The organism is Providencia manganoxydans, from assembly GCF_016618195.1.
Lineage (GTDB): Bacteria > Pseudomonadota > Gammaproteobacteria > Enterobacterales > Enterobacteriaceae > Providencia > Providencia manganoxydans.
The window spans coordinates 17,518-36,764 of the sequence record NZ_CP067099.1 but is presented as its reverse complement, the minus strand read 5'-3'; the positions used below and the strand labels follow the sequence as shown (position 1 = coordinate 36,764).

Annotated in this window: 13 protein-coding genes; 7 read left to right on the top strand and 6 right to left on the bottom strand. The window is 36.8% G+C overall.

Translation table 11 applies throughout. From position 1 onward, the window contains the following. Nucleotides 1-7: 7 nt before the first annotated feature. Nucleotides 8-2,179 (bottom strand): TonB-dependent receptor, encoded by a 2,172-nt coding sequence (locus tag JI723_RS00135; protein ID WP_272580842.1) that lies wholly within the window; start codon nucleotides 2,177-2,179, stop codon nucleotides 8-10. A 66-nt stretch (nucleotides 2,180-2,245) separates the two neighbouring features. After that, the gene (locus JI723_RS00130; protein ID WP_272580841.1) at nucleotides 2,246-4,120 is read right to left on the bottom strand and encodes an IucA/IucC family protein; all 1,875 of its coding nucleotides are present in this window, start codon (nucleotides 4,118-4,120) and stop codon (nucleotides 2,246-2,248) included. Between the two features lie 218 nt (nucleotides 4,121-4,338). On the opposite strand from JI723_RS00130, the gene JI723_RS00125 reads away from it, so the two are divergent. Beyond that, nucleotides 4,339-5,175: an HpcH/HpaI aldolase/citrate lyase family protein gene (locus tag JI723_RS00125; RefSeq protein ID WP_272580840.1), complete on the top strand. Its 837-nt coding sequence runs from the start codon at nucleotides 4,339-4,341 to the stop codon at nucleotides 5,173-5,175. 49 nt (nucleotides 5,176-5,224) lie between these two features. Here JI723_RS00125 and JI723_RS00120 read toward each other — a convergent pair whose 3' ends face one another. Beyond that, nucleotides 5,225-5,761: a TetR/AcrR family transcriptional regulator gene (locus JI723_RS00120; RefSeq protein WP_140187318.1), complete on the bottom strand. Its 537-nt coding sequence runs from the start codon at nucleotides 5,759-5,761 to the stop codon at nucleotides 5,225-5,227. Between the two features lie 94 nt (nucleotides 5,762-5,855). Between JI723_RS00120 and JI723_RS00115 the strand changes: the two genes are divergently transcribed. Next, nucleotides 5,856-7,337, top strand: coding sequence for an MFS transporter (locus JI723_RS00115; protein WP_319068101.1), 1,482 nt, complete (start codon nucleotides 5,856-5,858; stop codon nucleotides 7,335-7,337). A 339-nt stretch (nucleotides 7,338-7,676) separates the two neighbouring features. On the opposite strand, the gene JI723_RS00110 is transcribed toward JI723_RS00115, so the two are convergent. Then, nucleotides 7,677-9,086 carry an MFS transporter gene (locus JI723_RS00110; protein ID WP_337979688.1) on the bottom strand — a complete coding sequence of 470 codons (1,410 nt, stop codon included), beginning with the start codon at nucleotides 9,084-9,086 and terminating at the stop codon, nucleotides 7,677-7,679. A gap of 74 nt (nucleotides 9,087-9,160) precedes the next feature. Here JI723_RS00110 and JI723_RS00105 point away from each other — a divergent pair, with 74 nt between their 5' ends. The 5 genes from JI723_RS00105 to JI723_RS00085 all read left to right on the top strand — a co-directional run bounded on the left by JI723_RS00105 (nucleotide 9,161) and on the right by JI723_RS00085 (nucleotide 13,400). Next, complete coding sequence (locus JI723_RS00105; RefSeq protein WP_272580837.1) at nucleotides 9,161-9,823, top strand: helix-turn-helix transcriptional regulator; 663 nt, start codon at nucleotides 9,161-9,163, stop codon at nucleotides 9,821-9,823. 181 nt (nucleotides 9,824-10,004) lie between these two features. Continuing rightward, entirely contained in the window at nucleotides 10,005-10,757 is a 753-nt protein-coding gene (locus JI723_RS00100) for a sugar phosphate nucleotidyltransferase (RefSeq protein WP_272580836.1), read from the top strand. Beyond that, the gene (locus tag JI723_RS00095) at nucleotides 10,745-11,560 is read left to right on the top strand and encodes an SDR family oxidoreductase (RefSeq protein WP_272580835.1); all 816 of its coding nucleotides are present in this window, start codon (nucleotides 10,745-10,747) and stop codon (nucleotides 11,558-11,560) included. Before JI723_RS00100 ends, JI723_RS00095 begins: the two co-directional genes overlap by 13 nt. Next, complete coding sequence (rfbG, locus tag JI723_RS00090; RefSeq protein ID WP_337979687.1) at nucleotides 11,561-12,637, top strand: CDP-glucose 4,6-dehydratase; 1,077 nt, start codon at nucleotides 11,561-11,563, stop codon at nucleotides 12,635-12,637. It begins immediately after the preceding gene. A gap of 10 nt (nucleotides 12,638-12,647) precedes the next feature. After that, on the top strand, nucleotides 12,648-13,400 hold the full coding sequence (locus JI723_RS00085) for a glycosyltransferase family protein (protein ID WP_070929827.1): 753 nt from the start codon (nucleotides 12,648-12,650) through the stop codon (nucleotides 13,398-13,400). A 272-nt stretch (nucleotides 13,401-13,672) separates the two neighbouring features. Here the strand turns inward: JI723_RS00085 and JI723_RS00080 are convergent, their stop codons facing one another. Then, nucleotides 13,673-14,245, bottom strand: a complete 573-nt coding sequence (locus tag JI723_RS00080; RefSeq protein WP_272580832.1) for a rhomboid family intramembrane serine protease — start codon at nucleotides 14,243-14,245, stop codon at nucleotides 13,673-13,675. A gap of 2 nt (nucleotides 14,246-14,247) precedes the next feature. After that, nucleotides 14,248-19,185, bottom strand: a complete 4,938-nt coding sequence (locus tag JI723_RS00075) for a DNA repair ATPase (protein ID WP_272580831.1) — start codon at nucleotides 19,183-19,185, stop codon at nucleotides 14,248-14,250. Nucleotides 19,186-19,247: the final 62 nt, after the last annotated feature.

The following is a 19,247-nucleotide window of genomic DNA, read 5'->3' as shown; positions in this document are numbered from 1 at the left end:
TTACCTCTTAAAAGTCAACAGTGATTGATCCCATTACCGTTCTTGGTGAGCCTTGAGCGAAAGTGCTATAAGACGCTACACCAGACCAATAACGTTCATTTAAAATATTGTTGATATTTAACCTTAAAGTGACAGGGGTATTAGACACCGTTGTTTTGTAAGCAGAACCGACATCAACAGTTGTCCATGAAGGAATTGAATGCGTATTTTCTTTGTTTACGTATTGGCGAGTGTGATAATTAACATTGCCATTGATACTTAAACCAGAAACTGAGGGAATATCATATTCTGCACCAATATTCGCTACCCACGGTGATACACCTATTGGTTCATGACCTTTATTTTGTCCTGATGCAGTTTTAGTCAGCTCAGCTTGAATATAAGTAACTCCTCCCGTTAAACGAAGAGATTCAAAAGGTTTACCTGATATGCTCAGTTCTATCCCCCTATTTCTTTGTTCATCATTTGCTGAATAAATCATACTGTGAGGATCTAATGACCCACTTGGTTTACTAATTTGGAATAGGCTTAATGTTGTTATTGCGGAAGGTCGTTCATATTTCACACCTAACTCGTACTGTTTTGAACGAAATGGTTTCATCATTTCGCCACTGTTTTTTGCATTGGCTGGTGCTGCACTGCCTTTACTTAGCCCTTCTACATAATTTGCATATAGAGAAATATCTTCTGTAGGTTTAAATAATACTCCGATGAGAGGTGTTATTGCGGACTCATCATAACGCGTTGAAAGCTGGCCTGAAGTAAAGTTATCAGACTGTACTTTTTGATAGCGAACTCCTGGAGTCACCATAAAATCATCATTAAAGAAACCAATAGTATCGACGAAGGAGATTCCTGACAGTGTATTTTCAGAGCGCTTAGTTATTTCAGGGTAAGTCGGGATCTGTTTATCAATATAAGTAGGGTTAAATAGATTGGTTATATAAGGTGTCCCTGCTGTAGTACCGACATTATAGCGATCAAAATATTGATTCCATTGTAATGCGAGTTGGTGTGATATATCCCCTGTCATGAATTCGCTTTTAACCCCAGTCCCCATTGAATAGCGTTGAGTTTTGCTTTGAAAATTCATGATATAGGTTGATATATCACCTTGGTCGTTAAGAATGGTATAGGTTTGTTCACTAACTCGATCAATACGGGTATGTGCTCCGCCTATGTCCATAAATAGAGAAGTATTACTTAATATGTCATATTCCATATGCAGTAGTGCGGAATCATCATTAGATTTCCACCATGTCCAAGGGCTGGCTAAATTAGTTTTTCCATTTGGGGCAGAAGGAACAATGCCATCAGCACCTAAATAAAAAGGCCGGTTACTCGCATTCATGTTTTGGTTTTGAGTAATTAAATCTAAGGACGCGCGAAAACGTTCATTAGAGTAATCTAAGGCAATTGCACCAACACCTAGCCTACGTTTTTGATGGTCTACGGGGGTATCACCATTGGTGTAGCTACCGTTAATACGGATACCAAAATATTGGTTATTCCCTAGGTCATAGAGGCGTCCTACATCCAGTTTGCCGCCTAATTGTGAATCACTGAGGTACTGAGCGGTTAATTGCGTAATAGGCTGGGCACTTGCACGCTTAGTCACGACGTTGATAACGCCACCGACACCTCCTTCAGGAGACATACCGTATAGCAGTGAAGCTGGCCCTTTTAAGATATCAACACGCTCTGCATAATCAGTTAACAGCTGAAAATTAGGAGATACACCATAAATTCCATTTAATGCAAACTCGCCGATATTACCTTCAGTAATCGGAAATCCTCGAATATATAAAGAATCAAGAAGCCCACCTTTTGAGCTACTAATCTGTATTGAGGTATCATGGGATAAAATATCTGAAATTTGCTGTGCTTGTTGTGACTGCATATAGGTAGAATTGTAATTCGAGATATTAAATGGAATATCCATAATATCTTTATCACCTAATAACCCAGCTTGCATTGTTCGAGATGAAAAATTATTAGGTTGTTGGTTATTATTACTTTTTGTGGTTACAAAGAGACTATCTTTATTTTTAGGCTCGTTAGTTTGAGCATGTGCAGTTATTGTACTGGATAGCCCTATAACAACATATAACCACGTAGAATATATGTTTATATTTTTAGCTGTGTATTTGCTTTTTTTCATTATTGGTTTATTTTTCATATTTAAATATCATTCAATTAATTTTTAATAAAATGAAGGGAACAGCGTTATAATCGCCTTCTTATTTTATGGAGTGCTAATTATTTCGGGGAATAACCGAAAAGGATTGGTTAACCCATGTTGTATTCGATAATTAGTATATTGTTGAATATGCATACTAAGTAGCGAACGCGTTTGCCAAGGCGCATTCATAAATATTTGATATTCATGCTGCCATAAATTGGCATCAATTCGAGGTTGGAGTTGTTTAAAAATATCATGGACAATGGTTTTTAATTCTCCCCAGAGTTGATGATTGGTCAATCGATAATATCGGGTTAGATGCACGGCTAATTCATGTAAATGACTGACTAAACAAGCATCGATTAAAAACGTTCTAACTGGCTCTATATCTTCTTCAAAAACAGTCGGTAAGATACCAGGCCAGCGATAAGCTTGTAGCTGATAATCTCGTTGGTTCAATAGCGGTAAAAAAGTTCGTCCATCACCATAATCGCGTATTAAAAACTTTTCAGGAATGCCTTGGGCAGTGAAAAGTACTTGCGTATTTTGCTGGTGGGCTTCCAGAGCCACCCCATAAAGTAAAAACAGTGAAATACAAGGCTCTAAAATCACAGTTGCATAATGGTTAAACCATTGTCTAGGTGTTAAACTTGATTTTTCAATCAGTTCAGTAAATATTGGCCGAGGCTGATAGGGTAAATCAGTAAACAGAGTTGCTACAGTTATGGGCAGTAAATGATCGTTGTTTTCATAAACCTCGGCGCAACGAAATACGACTGAAAGAAAGCGGCCTGCGGCATCATCTTGCTCGATCGCATGGCGGTAATAAATTCCCATATCTTCACGCAGAGACTGGATTTTTCCATTGAAACCATGTTCGTGATTTAAAATATCGTCAATGAGCTGACTGATCCTAGGCCCCATATGAATAGATTTCGCTTGTAAGCTACGCATTTCGCTAGTCATCCAAACGGCGATGGGTAGCTTGATAAATGCGCGATTAGCCGCATCTGTTGGTAGCATTGTTCGAAATGACATAGTAGGTTTTGTTTCTAACTGAGGGCCATCAATCAATAGAATCTCATCTTCAATTAGTGAAGCTGCTTGTTGTTTTACCCAATGATTTAAATGCCATTCATGAACGGGAAGGGGTAGCCATTGTTGCGGATCTTTCCCTTGTTGGCTGAGCCATTTAACCCATTGCTGAGCGACGATAGGGAATTGTTGAAGGAACCACTCGTGAATATTTGACACATGCGGTAGTGATTCAACATAGGCCATATCTCGGCGAAGAGCCATAATTGTTAAATTGACGGTTGCATTAAATTCAGGAGAGTAAGCGGCGACATCTTGAAAACTCATGTTTGGTCTACTTTTCCATGTCGGATAATAAGGATGACCTTCTAATGACCCCCATTGATCAAGAAACAAAGCTGCATTACGTACACTATATTGTTCAGCAACCCAATCAGTGAAGTAGCGGATATTGCCTTCTTCCATTTGAGAGTTAATCTGTGTTAACCATTTGGTACGATAGTTGCGTGCGTTAATATCATTATTGATACTATTTTTAATATCTGATTTTAATTTATTTATATTATTATGATTAAATTTTATATCTAATTCATCGACTAACTTATCCAGAAGATAATCTGTCGTTTGAATAATTTCTTTTTGATTGTTTTTATTAATTAAATAAATATCCCCATAATTAAAGAATGTATCTGCCGGGTAGATTTCCATATTATTAAAAAGGATTTTATCAGGAGCGTTCTTGAGTTTGTAAATATATCCGCAATGATCTGTATCCCAATAAATTCGTTTTTTATCAATGAGGTTCTCAGCAAATAAACAATGAATAAAGCGTCTAAGACTATTATTATTCGAGTGTTTTTCATTAATGCTAAAAGCTGCTTTATTTATAGGGTTATTTATCATAATCAGCCTCTTAAGCTGTGAAAATGAATCAATTAACGTCATATATAATCTATATTCATTAACGAGAGAATATAGATAAGAATACTTGAAAGAAGATTCTAATAACGTTAGCATTACAAAAAAAAATAGTAAATGATAATTATTCTTTTTTTTATTCTCAGATGTGAGCGAAAGGAAATAAATATGCTATTCAAATAATTAACAAGAAAGGTACAACCATGGCTGATTATGCAACGGTTTATTTATTTGTTCCCGGTGATCATCCTCAATTCTTTGATAAAGCTTGTATTAGTGGTTCAAATGTATTGATTTTAGACCTAGAAGATTCAGTTCATCCTTTACATAAACCTATAGCTAGACAAGAAATTGCAAGCTGGCTAATAAATTATCAACAGAATGGGCAATCACCCAAAATAGCGATTCGAATTAACCAACCAGATAGTGTTGAATATCAAAAAGATATTGATTGGATAACCAATAATCATTTATTACCTTATTTGTCTTATCTTGTTATACCTAAAGTTGAATCTGCAATCATGGTTAATAAAGTGAGAACACATCTGCTTTCTCACTTATCTGCCGATAAAGATTGCCCCATCATCGCGATTATTGAAACGGCATGGGGGCTACATCGTATACATGAGATTGCGAGTTCAGGGGTTTACCGTTTGGCATTTGGTTCGTTAGATTTCTCATTAGATATGCAGTGTGACATGTCACGAGAATCGTTGTTATTTGCAAGAACACAGGTAGTGCTTGCTTCACGCTTAGCGGGGCTTTTATCTCCCATTGATTGTGTAACACCGGATATTGATGAGTTATCAGTACTTGAGGCCGAATGCTTACATGGTAAAGCTTTAGGTTTCACTGCTAAATTAGCAATCCATCCGGCTCAAGTTCCAATAATCAAACAGTCGTTTGATATAAGCGAGCAGCAGGTCGCTTGGTCTAAAGCTGTGTTACATAAAGCTCAAGACCAATATGCATTTAAAGTCGATGGGAAAATGGTCGATTTACCGCTAATTTTGCAAGCAAAACGATGGTTAGATGGATGATGGGAACTCAAGTTATCACTGTTATCTTTTAATTTTTTAATGGGATTACTTAACCTAAGAAACGTGACATATCACGGAACATTTCTTGCCATTCGTTATCATCAATATCCATTAACCCAAAGTAGCGCAGTATAAAAGCACCTTCGGTGGCAAGAAACATTAAACGAGCGCGTTTCCCTTGATCTGTTGACGTGTCTAGGTTACGTAAACGATCTCGATACCAAGTTCGTGTACTTTCTAAGTATTCAGGTGTTTGTAATAATGAAGCCATTAATGCGGCTCCTTTTGCAATGGCGGTTTTATCGTGCTCGTATGTTGCGAGTCGATGGGCATTGATACGGTTTTCAGGGGAGTCATCTTTTTCAATTTCACGGTTAAATATTTGATCATAGGAGTAGCTCCAGCGATCAAACATAGCGTCGATTAAAGCTTCTTTGTTTCCAAAACAATATTGAACTCCACCTTTAGAAATTCCCATTGATTTTGCAACAGCATCAATAGTCAGAGCCGCAGCACCTTGTTTAATGACAATGTCTTCAGCAGCATCAAGTACTTTATCGCGATCAATCGTTCGTTGACGTCCCATTTAAAAAAACCTCTTTTCAATACATACGTATGGATTTATATTGTAGCACGATCATTAATGAATAGTGATTAAATAAACGTGTAGAGATTATTTTATGCTAGCAGATTACAAACGCTGGATTATTTTACTTCTAGTTTCAAGTGTACTTTTCCTCATCGTTATCGATGTCACTGTGTTATATACCGCTTTACCTCGATTAACACATGATTTAGGAGCAACATCTTCCGAAAAATTATGGATCATGAATGCTTATCCATTGATTGTGGCTGGGTTATTGCCTGCTGCGGGTATGTTAAGTGATCGTATTGGTCATAAGACCATGTTTTTGATGGGATTACCCCTATTTGCACTTGCATCACTTTGTGCTGCATTTTCGCCTACAGCCACGAGTTTGATTTTATCACGTGGTTTTTTGGCTGTTGGGGCTGCAATGAGTATGCCTGCCACCTTATCGATCGTTAGACATGTTTTTCTAGAGCCAAAAGAACGTGCGTTAGCAATTGGTATTTGGTCTGCGGTTGCTTCCGGTGGAGCCGCAATAGGGCCTTTAGTTGGAGGGATCTTGCTTAACCATTTCTGGTGGGGATCGGTTTTTTTAATTAATGTGCCTGTTGTATTACTTGTATTACCTTTTGCGTGTTTTCTCATTCCTAAATGTGGTGGTGAAGGTTCGCAAAAAATTGATTATATGGGTTCTGGTTTGGTGCTGATTGGCTTGATAGGAGCTATTTATGCTTTAAAAGAACTCGGTAAACCTTATACAAACTGGTGGGAATTTGTTATTGCAGCGGTAATTGGTGGCGTATTTTTGACAATATTTACCCGTAGACAAATGGGTTCTCAATCGCCAATGATTGATTTTAAATTATTTGCTAACCCACGTTTTAGCGCTGGCGTTATTATGGCCATATTATCAATGGTGATTATTGTTGGTATTGAATTGCTGTTAAGCCAAAGACTGCAACTCGTGATGGGGTATACCCCCCTTCAAGCCGCGATGTATATCATTCCTATTCCATTGGCATCGGTATTAGCCGGTCCTTTAGCAGGTATGTTTTTACATAAAATAGGTGAAAGATATCTCACTATTTTTGGCTTTGTTTGTACATTGATTGGGGTGATCGGCCTTACATATGTATATCAAAGCTCAACTGGAGCCATATTATTAGCATTCTTATTTTTTATTGGCTTTGGGCTAGGAGTTGCGTTCACCACAGCATCAACCACTGTTATGTTAAATGCTCCAGATAGTAAAGCAGGTATGGCTGCATCTATTGAAGAGGTTGCTTATGAAATCGGTAGTGTTCTAGGTGTGACCTTCATGGGAGGGCTGATGAGTGCCATTTATACTATGAAACTATCGTTACCTGATGACGTTATTGTTGATACAAAAGCTTATGACAGTATTGATGAAGCATTTATCGTTGCAGAAAGCTTGCCTAGTGATAGTGCTAATGTATTAATCACGCAGGCTAATATTGCTTTTGACCAAGCATTCACGGGGGTCATGATATCAACGTTGGTTATTTTGATACTAAGCACATTATTACTTCCTTTATTTTTCAGAAAAAATTAAATTTGATATAAACCGTGTGCTAACCTTTAGCATACGGTTATTCTTTTTTATTAACGTATAATAAATTAGATTGTTTATTTAAAATGAATTGACGTAATAATATATAATCTATTTAAACCTGATATACCATTAGTGTGTCTAAATTTAATGCAATTAAAAAATAATAGTGAAATTGTTGATTATGATAACAGAGTACAAGAAATGAAAACCACTCAAAGGCTATGTAATCCTCTTTTCTTACTCAAACAAGAGGGGTAAGCATTTATCATGGTGATTAAATAAGTACTAGTTTAACCACCATGATATACACATCATATTTTGAGTGTATTTAACAATTATCTATTTCACTTTTCTAATTAAGAATATGCCAAGGAATGGGCAGATAGCGAATAGTGAAAATAGCCAAACAGACGCTTGTTGTGCCCCTTCTACGCCTCTTGGATTAATGAGACCAGTATTGTTAACAACCACACCAACGAGGGCCGCGGACAGCGCGGTTGCATATAATTGAACGGTAATAACAGAAGAGGATGCAAGGTTTTCCTCGCCTTTAGGGGCGGCATTGAAAACTCTTAGGACAAGGTGTGGCCAGCAAATACCAATACCTAGTCCGACTCCCATCATCGCTATTAAGTAAATAATGAACAGTGCGATTGAATGCACGAGTTGTAAGTTAGGTGTCAATATTGCGAGAACAACTAATGACATAAATATGATGACCGGACCCGCTCTTAATATCTTTAGTACTATTGAGCCAGTTTTGTTTGCACTGAATAAAGCACCGATTGTCCAACCTGCTGCCATAATCGCTGTCAGGTAGCCAGCAGATAGTGGAGAAAAATGATGAATAGTTTGTAGAAAATATGGGACATAGATTTCGGTTGTCATTCCTCCAACTAGCAAACTCATGGTCAGATAAATGATACCAAGTGCACTTTTCAGTGAATATGAGCCTGTTGGCAGTAGGCGTTTACCATTTTTGCCATCAATGAGTGCGATAGTGACTAAGATACCAATACCGACCAATAGACCAATAGTATTTGATAAGAGATCACTAGAGAGACTGCCTATGGATATAGTTAACACGGAGGCAACTAATAATATAATGGCTAGTAAAGGTAGCTTATTGGCTTGTTGTGCATGGTTGTTTTTTCTTGGTAGTTGGTTTATCACTATTAATGCGAGCAGGATCGCAACGGGTAGCAATGACCAAAATGCCCAACGCCAATGGCCGCCCTGAGCAAATATTCCTCCAATCGCAGGGCCACAAAGAGTTGCTATACCCCACATACCTGAAACAATCCCCATTGCTCTTGACCAAAGGTTTTCAGGGAAAACGACGCGGATCAAAGCATAACTTAATGCGAATAGTATTCCTCCTCCTAGACCTTGAAATGCTCGGCCTACTAATAGAGATAGCATTGAGGGAGATGCTGCACACCAAATAGATCCTAATGAGAATAATAATAGCGCGATCAAATAAGCAAATTTAGGCCCTAAGTTATTGAGTATTTTACTCGATAAGGCAGAGCCAACAATTGACGTCGCCACAAATATGGTGGTATTCCAGGCATAGTATTCGAGCCCTCCAATATCATTGACGACACTGGGTAAAATAGTCGTAACTATATAGATATTAATGGCATGGAGTGCGACACCGCCAGTAAGGGCTATCGTTAATAGTGCGTTAGTTCCCCGAAGTAAATCAGCCCATTTGGCTTGAGTTATGGTTGATGGATCATTGCTCATAGCGAGACCTGCTAGACGAAAGGGTTAAAAAAACGTTAATATCCAAGTATTGACTTGGATATTAGAGTGACACAATGATTAATGCAAGTAATTACTTTGATAATTTAAACCTTAGCCAAGCGGTAGATAAGGTGCTGTTTTGTATTAAAACTAAAGGCCCTATATCAACCGCAGTGATAGCAAAAGATCTCAATATGACTGGTGAAGCTGCTCGCCAGCACATTCAAAAATTGTCTGCACTAGGCTTGGTTGAAGGTGTTCAGTGTACTTCACAGTTAGGTGCGGGAAGACCTAGACAAAATTGGGTATTAACTGAATTAGGCCATCAACGTTTTCCTGACACTCATGCTCAATTGACTTTGCAATTAATTGATTCTGTAAAAAATATTTTTGGTGGTGAAGGTTTAGAAAAATTGATCACCCAGCGCGAGAAAGAGATGAAAGATAAATACCTCTCTCGGTGTGGGGGATTATCTTTTGTTGAAAAATTACGAATGTTAGCCGATGTTCGTAGCGAAGAAGGGTATATGGCTAGAGTTGAACAAGATGGCAATAGTTGGCTGTTTATTGAAAATCATTGTCCTATCTGTGCAGCAGCAACAGCCTGTCAAAATTTTTGTCGTTCAGAATTAAAATTATTTCAAGAGGTTATGGGAAAAGACGTCACTATTGAAAGAGAACAGTATTTACTAGATGGTGCGGGTCGTTGTGTTTATCGAGTCCAAAAGATTGGATAACTGAAACTATTAAACCACCTAGAATAAAGATCATGAATAATAAATCACATACTAGATACATTATTCATGATTATATCATAAAATAATAACTCATTTTATTAGTAATTAATTGTTTTTATAATTGATTCATATTGCCTTTAATAATAAATTTATTTCTATTATCTTTATTAAAGGTGTTTATATGAAATGTATTATTTTATGTGGTGGTAAAGGTATGAGAATGGGAGGTGATGTGTCTCCATTACCCAAACCATTAGTGAAAGTAAAAGATGAAAGCCTAATATTACATATAATAAAAATATATTTAAAGTATGGTGTGAATGATTTTATTCTCCCTCTAGGCTATAAGGGTGATTTGATTAAAGAATATTTTGTTAATTTAAAATGGAAAATTAATGATTTTAAATTAACAATGAAAAATAATGTAATTGAGATTTATAATGATAATCTTGATTTTAATATTCATTTTATCGATACAGGGTTAAACTCACAAACAGGGTATAGAATAAACCAGTGTAGAAAATTAGTTAATAATGAGGATTTTTTACTGACTTACAGTGATGGATTAAGTGATATAAGTATTGATAAGTTGATAAATCATCATAAAAAAGAAAATAAAATAGTTACAGTTACTGGAGTTAATAGAGAAAGCCAATTTGGTGTTTTAGACGTTGAAAATAAATTGGTTACGTCATTTAAAGAGAAAGAAAAGAGTGAAGAGATTATTAATGGTGGTTTCTTTTGTTGTAAGTTTGATGTTTTTAATTATTTAACTGACTCTAAAGATTGTATTTTTGAAGACTTACCGTTAAAAAAACTAGCAAAAGATAATCAACTATCTGTTTATCATCATAAAGGTTTTTGGAAATGTATTGATACACAGAAAGATTTATCGGATATTAATAACTTATCGAAATCTTTATGGGAACGATAATCGTTACAGGTAGTTCTGGTTTTATTGGTGGAAACCTAATTAACTTTTTAAATAAAAAAAACATTGAAACTGTTGGAATATCTAGGAGGGAATCTCCATATAATACAAATAGTTTTAACATTAAGTATATGGATTTAACAGTAGATGAAAATATAGATTTATTATACGAAATAAAAAATGTGTCTGCCTTAATTCATTGTGCTGGAGAGTCTACAAACGATAGTAATTGTCTTAATACTCTTTATTTTAATATTAAATCAACATCATTACTATTAAAATATGCAATAGAAAATAATATATCTAAATTTATTTACTTATCAAGCAAAAAGGTTTTAGTTGATGAGCTTTATTTTGATGCATATTCTTTAAGTAAGCGAATTTGTGAGGACATGATCCGCTATTGTAATCATAAATATAGTAAGAACTATCATTCCTTAAGGTTATGCAACATATATGGAAGAGATAAGATTATAACTAGAATAATACCATTTATAATGGAGTGTATAATAAGTAATAAAGCGATCAAAACTAAATCATCATTATTAGAAGAAATTGAGTTTTGTTCTGTTGATGAGGTAGTTAATACTATCTATCTTATCTTAATAGGTGAATTTAAATCTAGTGATGTGATGAGTATTAAATATGAATTTAAAATTTCAATATTAGAATTGAAAAATATTTTATTAAAATTAGTGTCTATCATTGATAATGATTCTAATTTAGAGGGGTTATCAGCGGTTGAGTATAAATTATTTCCAATAGTTGAGTTCTATTATTATTTATTTAAAAATAAGGATTTTTAAATGGAGAGGTTTTGGGAGAATAAAACCATTTTAATTACTGGTGCTAATGGCTTTAAAGGAAGTTGGTTGTCTATTTGGTTAAGTAATTTAGGTGTTAAAGTTGTAGGTTTAAGTAAACATGTCGATTGTACAAGCAATATTTTTGATAACATAAATAATAATATTTTAAATTTTTATGGAGATATCAATGATGATAAGTTAATAAACTTTATTTTAAGTGAAAGTAACCCTGATGTTATTATTCATATGGCGGCTCAGCCTTTAGTTTTGGCATCCTATTTAGATCCTCATGAAACAATGAAAACGAATGTGTTAGGTACAAACTGTTTGTTAAAGGAATTGTATGAACTTAAAAAGCAAGGTTTGAAGACAAAAGTTTTCTTGAACGTTACAACAGATAAAGTTTATAAAAATAAAGAATGGATATGGGGTTATAGGGAAACCGACCAATTAGGAGGGTTAGATCCGTATTCATGCAGTAAAGCTTGTTCTGAAATGGTAACCGAGATGTATGCAAGATCTTTTTTTAAAGATCTTGATATCAGCTTTTCAACAGTTAGAGCTGGGAATGTTGTTGGGGGAGGAGATTGGTCAGAAAATAGATTAATACCTGATTGTATCAAGTCATTTGTTAGTGATTGTGATATATCCATTAGGTTTCCTAATAGTATTCGACCTTGGCAACATGTTATTGAACCATTAGCTGGATATATGCTTTTAGCAGAATCAATGTATAAAACAACGATTAAATTTGATAGTTGGAATTTTGGAACAAATCAATCCGTTACTGTAAAAGAGGTTGTTGATATTTTATTTAGTTTATGGAAGAAAAATGACCTTAAAGCCAAAGTATCGCCATCACTTATCAATGAAAGTAATTTATTGAAATTAGATAGTCATAAGTCTGCTTATCATCTAGGTTGGAGTAATGTTTTCACTATTAATGAAGTGATGAGATATACCGTTGAATGGTATGAAGCATATTTTTATAAAAATCAAAAAAGTGAAAGTATAACCTTGGAACAATTAAGATTATTTTCTAGTAAATTCAATAAAGAATCATTAATTATAAATTAAAGGAGCACTTATGAATAATTGGGCAATAATTTCATCAAAAATGAGAGTTTACCAAGCCCTTGTTTTAATCGATTCAATAATAAAGAATGGTGATAAATCAAATATTTATGTTTTATCTATGGATGATGAATCCTATGAGATAATTTCTTCTTTTACTCAGAGCTATGCCAATGTTTTTATCTTAAAAGAAGAGAATATTATTAATGATAATATTCGTGATCTTAAAAATACGCGCCATTATTTTTCATATTGTTGGACATTGAAATCGATATTTTGTATGTTCATACTCGATTTAATAAATGAACATGATTGTGTTACATACACAGATTCAGATCTCTTTTTTATGGGTAATGCTTCCAGTTATTTATCTTCAAAAGATTATTCTGTGTTTTTTACTTTTGAAGAGCAGTTTTTACCTAAAAACAAACACGATAAAAAGAAAGAATATAATAATATAAAAAGTATAGTAGGTGATTTTAATAGTGGTTTCATTAGTTTTAAAAAAGATGCTAAAGGTAAACAGATTTTATCTTGGTGGCAAAATAAATGTATTGAAAGTTGTGATGTCAATGATGTGACGTTTGGCGATCAAAAGTATTTGAATGAAGTACCTTCACTATTTGATAATGTATTTTATGAACCATCAACAGTGATAAACATAGGTCCTTGGAATGTATTAAAAAGAGAGTGGAAACGTAGAAATAATGATGTTTTTTTGGTGAAAATAAAGCGCTGGTTTATCATTTCTCAGGATTTAAAATAAAAAATCCAGATACCATTTGTTTTTTAGGTGGAATAAAAGTTCACGAAAGTGATTACTTTTCAAATAATGAATCTAGCCGTTTAGTATATAATATATACAATAAGTTGATTGTCGATAAAGTTAATCAAGTATCTAGTGCTTTTCCATTTTTTTATGGGTATACAGATAGCGATAACAATGATTGGTCTGGTTATTTAGAAAAGAATAATATTCTTGGTATATCTATGAAATAAACTAAATCTCATTTTATGATTTATATAAGTTGTTAATTGTTAGTGTTTTGTAGATATATTTCTTTTATTTTTTTTGTGGTTGATCCACCATGCATAAAAGCAACCAGATAATGCACCTGCGATATGTGATTCAGTTGAAATATATTCATGTACAGGTAATAGCCCTGCGGCCATTGCACCAAAGTAAAACAATACGATGATTGCAATGGCTATATCAGATATTTGGCGGCGAAAAAAACCTTGTGCAATAAGCAGTCCCCAAAGGCCAAAAATCCAACCACTGGCTCCTACATGCACCGCATAGCGGCCTACTAGCCAGACAGCTAAACCACTAGTCATAATAATAAACATAGAGGCGTATATATAATCACGGATTCGGCCATGAAGGAGTAATGCGCTTAAAACCAGTAAAGGTGGGAGGTTACTCAGTAAATGGCCCCAACTACCGTGGATAAAGGGGGCAAACACAATGCCGATTAACCCATCGAAACGTCTGGGTATGATCCCAAAATGCGTTAATGCACCTGTTAGGCTATTAATAATTTGGATTAAAATTAATAGCCCCGACAGAATAACCAATAATTTAATACGTTGGCTTAACCATGGTTTCATAGTCACTGCTGACCAAGTGCTTGTACGCTTTCGACTAGATCGGCTAACTGCGCAACAACACGATCACCTACGTCAGCATTGTCACCACCAAGCGCTTTATTTCGCATGAAATCACGCTTAATTTGCTGCCAACGTGACGCTTCTTGCTCGGTTAGTACACCACGAATTTCCGCGAGTTTTAGTAAGTTCTCTTCTGCGCCTGTTGTGAGTAGCTGTGCTTCCCCAAGGTAGTGATCATCTAATAAACGCTCTAGCTCTTCTGCATTCATCACTGAAGACACTTTTTCGCTTAATTTATTCATATTACGATAACTGCCTTGTAGACGGAATGCAGGCTCAGTACGGTATTTATCGGACTGTGCAGCGCTTGCGATATATTGTTGGTTAACTTTTAATACCACATCGCGTAGCGTGAGCAAATGGCTAATAACTGCAACGATTTCACTGATTTCTGCATCTGAGTATGGGTAACTCAAGGTATTAGTCGAGACTGATTTACCCATCGCTTTATCAACGAGCAGGTAAAGGTCATTTAAATCACGTAATGCAAGAGGAGCAAGTACTGGGTTAGAGGTCAGGCTATTTTCGATATAACTTAATGCAAATGCTTCATCCATACCACCGAGCACTTCCCCTAAGTTATAGATATCTGCACGGTTAGCTAACATATCAGGAATGCGGAAAACCTCGCCTGATTCGGTATATGGGTTACCTGCCATGACGACGCAGAATTTTTTACCGCGCATATCGTATGTTTTGGTTTGCCCTTTCCAAACACCTTCTATACGCCTTGTTCCATCACACAATGAAATAAATTTCTGTAAAAACTCAGGATGAGTATGTTGAATATCATCAACATACAGCATGACATTATTCCCCATCTCTAAGGCTAAATTGAGTTTTTCAAGTTCTTGCCTTGCGGTTGCATTGGGGGCTTGAGCTGGATCGAGAGAGAGGACGTCATGCCCTAATGCGGGGCCATTGACCTTCATGAAGATCAGGCCTAAGCGGTCGGCAACATATTCCATTAATGTTGTCTTACCGTAGCCCGGTGGTGAAATCATCAGCAACAGTCCCATTAAATCGGTGCGTTTACCTTCACCTAGTGCACCGATTTGTTTCGCCATGTTGTCACCGATGATCGGTAAGTAAACATCGTTAATCAATTTGTTACGCACAAAAGAACTTAGAGGCCGTGCTTTGAACTCGTGGAGTTTCAAACGACGTCGCTCTTCTGCTACGATACGCTGACGTAATGATTGATACTCACGGAAAGCGGGGATAAATTGTTTGCGTTGACGACGCATGCGGCTGAAATAGTTATCTAAACTCAGTGAAAGTGTTTGATTTTCTATTGTTGGGTGCTCACCGAGCAAGCCATTCACTTTGAAGTAAAGGTCTGCTTCACTGTAACGTGCTGAAGCGGCTTTATCTAAAATAATGATCGCAATTGCACCTGGAATGTATGGCGTCAAATGGGCAAATTCAGCAATAGAGCACAGCCCTTGTAACCAATTTTGGATTAATGCCCAACGTTGTGCATAGCGATCCGATAGATTTTGCTGTGAGCGGTTAAAATCAATCCACATATGTGCGTCTTCTAATCTGCTTTGTAGCGCAGAAACAAGATCCCGTGCATATTTACTGTATATAAGGTCGATTGGGCTACGCGCCAAAGCAAAGCTAAGGTATTCAGCAGCTTGGGTTTGTTGATAACCTTCACATGCTATCGGGTGCTTTTGTAGGAAAAGGCTAATATCCGCTTCGATTTCTGCCTGCAAATCAAGTAAGGCATCGTCATTGTGGAATAGTTGTTGGATATTCATTGCTGTTCGAGCGCGCTCAGGCCATAGTGCCGGATATGCGTTTGTTTGTGCTTGTTCCCAGAAAATGGCCGCAATTGCTCGTGCTGTTGGGTTATAACGTAGTAAATCTGCACTTTCACCAACAGGGATCAATTTTTTCAAAATGGCAATGGCATCATGGTCATGGATACCTTTTTCATAACCCTCTTTATAGCGAGGAGCGGCAAAATCACGCACAATTTTATCCAGTTTTTCAGGCACGGATAATGCGGATTTCAGCATATTGTAGTCAAGGCCATCTTGACGTTTACTGGCTGCATAAATGATTGAGTAAGCCAAATACTCTGCACGGTAAACGCTTTCTGACTCAGATTCTAATGTGGCTGACCAATAGGGTTGTAAATCTGCTAATTGTGGGTTGTCGATTGGCTCTTGGAAATCAGTACCGGTCAGATATAACCATAGCTGGTTTTCTTTTGGCAGGATGGTTAAGTCTAGCTCTTGGGTATTTACGCTAAAGCGATGGCGAGGCCCCAATTTAATAATGTTGCCACCATCTTCAAAGATGTCTGTTTTATCGCGTAATGTACGAATTGCTTGGTCGCGCGCTGCTTTCAATTTAGCATCGATATCATCGGCTTTAACGTTATCATTGATTTCTCTTAATTTTTCAATGATTTCACGAGTTTTTGCTGCTAATGGATCTGAGGCAAAAAAAGCATTCAATTCATCTTGCGATTGTAGGCGTAAAGTACGGCGCTGTAAGCTTTCTAACAACCGTTCTGCTGCTGTTTGTAAGTTTTGGGAACGGCGTTGACGGTCATCCAGTAGTGCCTGTTTATGTGATTCAAAAGTCTCTAATAGCTCTTCACGTTTGGCTAAAATGTCATCGAGAAATTGATCATGGTTGCTGAATTGGCTTTCGAGTTCTTCTAATTGTACTAACAGCCGCGATAATTGGTCATCACAACGTTCAGGGTCGGTCGAAAGTGATAAAGCATTAGTGATGCCTTGGCTAAATAAGCGAAATTGTGCGCCAAATTGGGCAACCGTTTCGACGCTACTTTGTGATTTACGTTTTTGTTGTAAGCGTGCTCTTGACTGGTTTAATTGCGCATAAATCTGTGAAATAGCATCAATGATATGAGTTTGTTGTGTCACATCCTCGAATTTTAGTGATGCCATTAAATTTGATAGCATGTCTAAATCGTTAGACATGGTTTCCATTCCATTCATAGGAATGTCGAGCTGAGCGCTATTTTGTGCGCCTTCCATCTGTTCTTCAAAGGCGGCTAACTGTGTTTTAAACGGTTGTAGTGCTTTATCACTCGCAAGAAATGCCGCGGTTGCTTGGGAAACTTGTTGCTGAGTTTGAGTGATCTCTTCTTCCATTTGACCTAGTTTGGTCAAATCCATATAACGGAATTCGCGTAAGGAAATAAGATGACCGCGTTGTGCACTGAGTGCATTTAGTCCATCAACAAATTGTTGAATATCATTCCAACTCTCGGGTAGAGTTAGTGAAAGTAATGATTTTTGGCGGCTAATCGCTTCACTCATTGATTTCGCAGATTGTTGGCGAATACTTTCTACTTTTTCATATTCGTCTAACACCAACTCACTGGTTTGTGTGATTTCTTTGAGTAATTTACCAATACCTAAACACTGTTCATCATTGAACCAGTAATAGATATCTAATAGATTCTTGGGTTGTTGGCTAAGTTGTTCATAGCGAGCAACGGATACTTGATTGCCTTCAATCTCTTTGGCGATATGCAATATTTCAGAGATACCACGTACCAAATCAGCATTACCAATTTTGCCGAAAAAGCCGCCTCGAGCAGGTTGTTGATCCGCGAATTCCTCAGTATAAAAAGGTGTTTGCCATACTTGCATTGGATGAACACGAGTTGCTTCGTCACCTTCACCTTCAAATAGCACCATCTTGCCATCTTCGAGCATGGCATAACCATGGCCGATCAACGGAATAGCCAGTTTTCGCTCAATTAAGTTGTAGTTAAATAGGGCGATGCGGCCTTGATTTGGTGAATAGAATACATATAGGACATCTTCACCATTAGGTGAACGACGGAGACGACGAAAACGCATGCCATCCATCGGTTGGTCGAAGGTTTTATATTCACCATTTTGTAGATAATAGCCACCGGGGAAAATAATGCCGTGATCTTCAGGTAATTGCACACAAGCTTGGCCAATGGCATCAATGCGTTGAACTGTTTGAGTGAGCGTGTTGTAAACCAAATAACGCCAACTTTCCTCTCGATAAGGTAAGATTTTAAGGAGGATCAAACTACCTGTTTGCGCATACTCGATTTGTGCATCATCAAGTGATTGGTTTTTATCGAGAACTGCTTCACGATAAATCCCCAATCCATCTTCGGTATTATTTTCACACTTGATAGTGAGATCGCCACCGATAGTTTCAACAAAAACGGTATCTAAAATATTGATATGGGGAAAACGACCATTTACCGTGTCTTCACGTGTCGTTTTAACCCATTCAAAATCATAAGCAGGAGGAAGGGCAATATCGCGTTCACCGCGGTTATCAATATAATCTATTTTACTTTTATCACTGGAAATAGACCAACGGAACACACGTACGTCGCTAATACGATCACCGATTTGGAAGCTAGCTAATAGCTTACCATCACGTTCAACCAGCTGTAATAATTGGGTATTCTTATAGTAGGTATATAATTCGGTGAAGTCTTGAACAAAGCGGGTATCACTGAGAAAGGTGCCTTCATAAGGCACGGCTTCAACATCGAAGTCGCCTTGATTATCAATCAAACGATACAAAGAAAACACATCTTCAAGATGTGTTTCTCGTTTTAAGCCAAGGAAAACGTTATAGCCAAATAACAACCAATCACCGACACGGACAATATCTCTTGCTTGGCAGTTATTTTCTGTGCGAATACGGATACGACCAATAATGTCCATTTGACTTTGGCCGAACTCTTGCAAGCGACTGTCATTGAGCTGCGCGGCTTTTTGATGAAGCTGTTGCCCTTGCTCGGTAAGGCGCTTGCGTAATATTTCATAAGCACCACCTTGTGCAACAGCACTATCCAGTATTTCCTGTTCGTGATCCGTATCCTGAATTGACATGTATCGCTGATTCCCTTGGCTATAACAAAGGCATACTTATATTCGTTATAATTCAAGTTGCA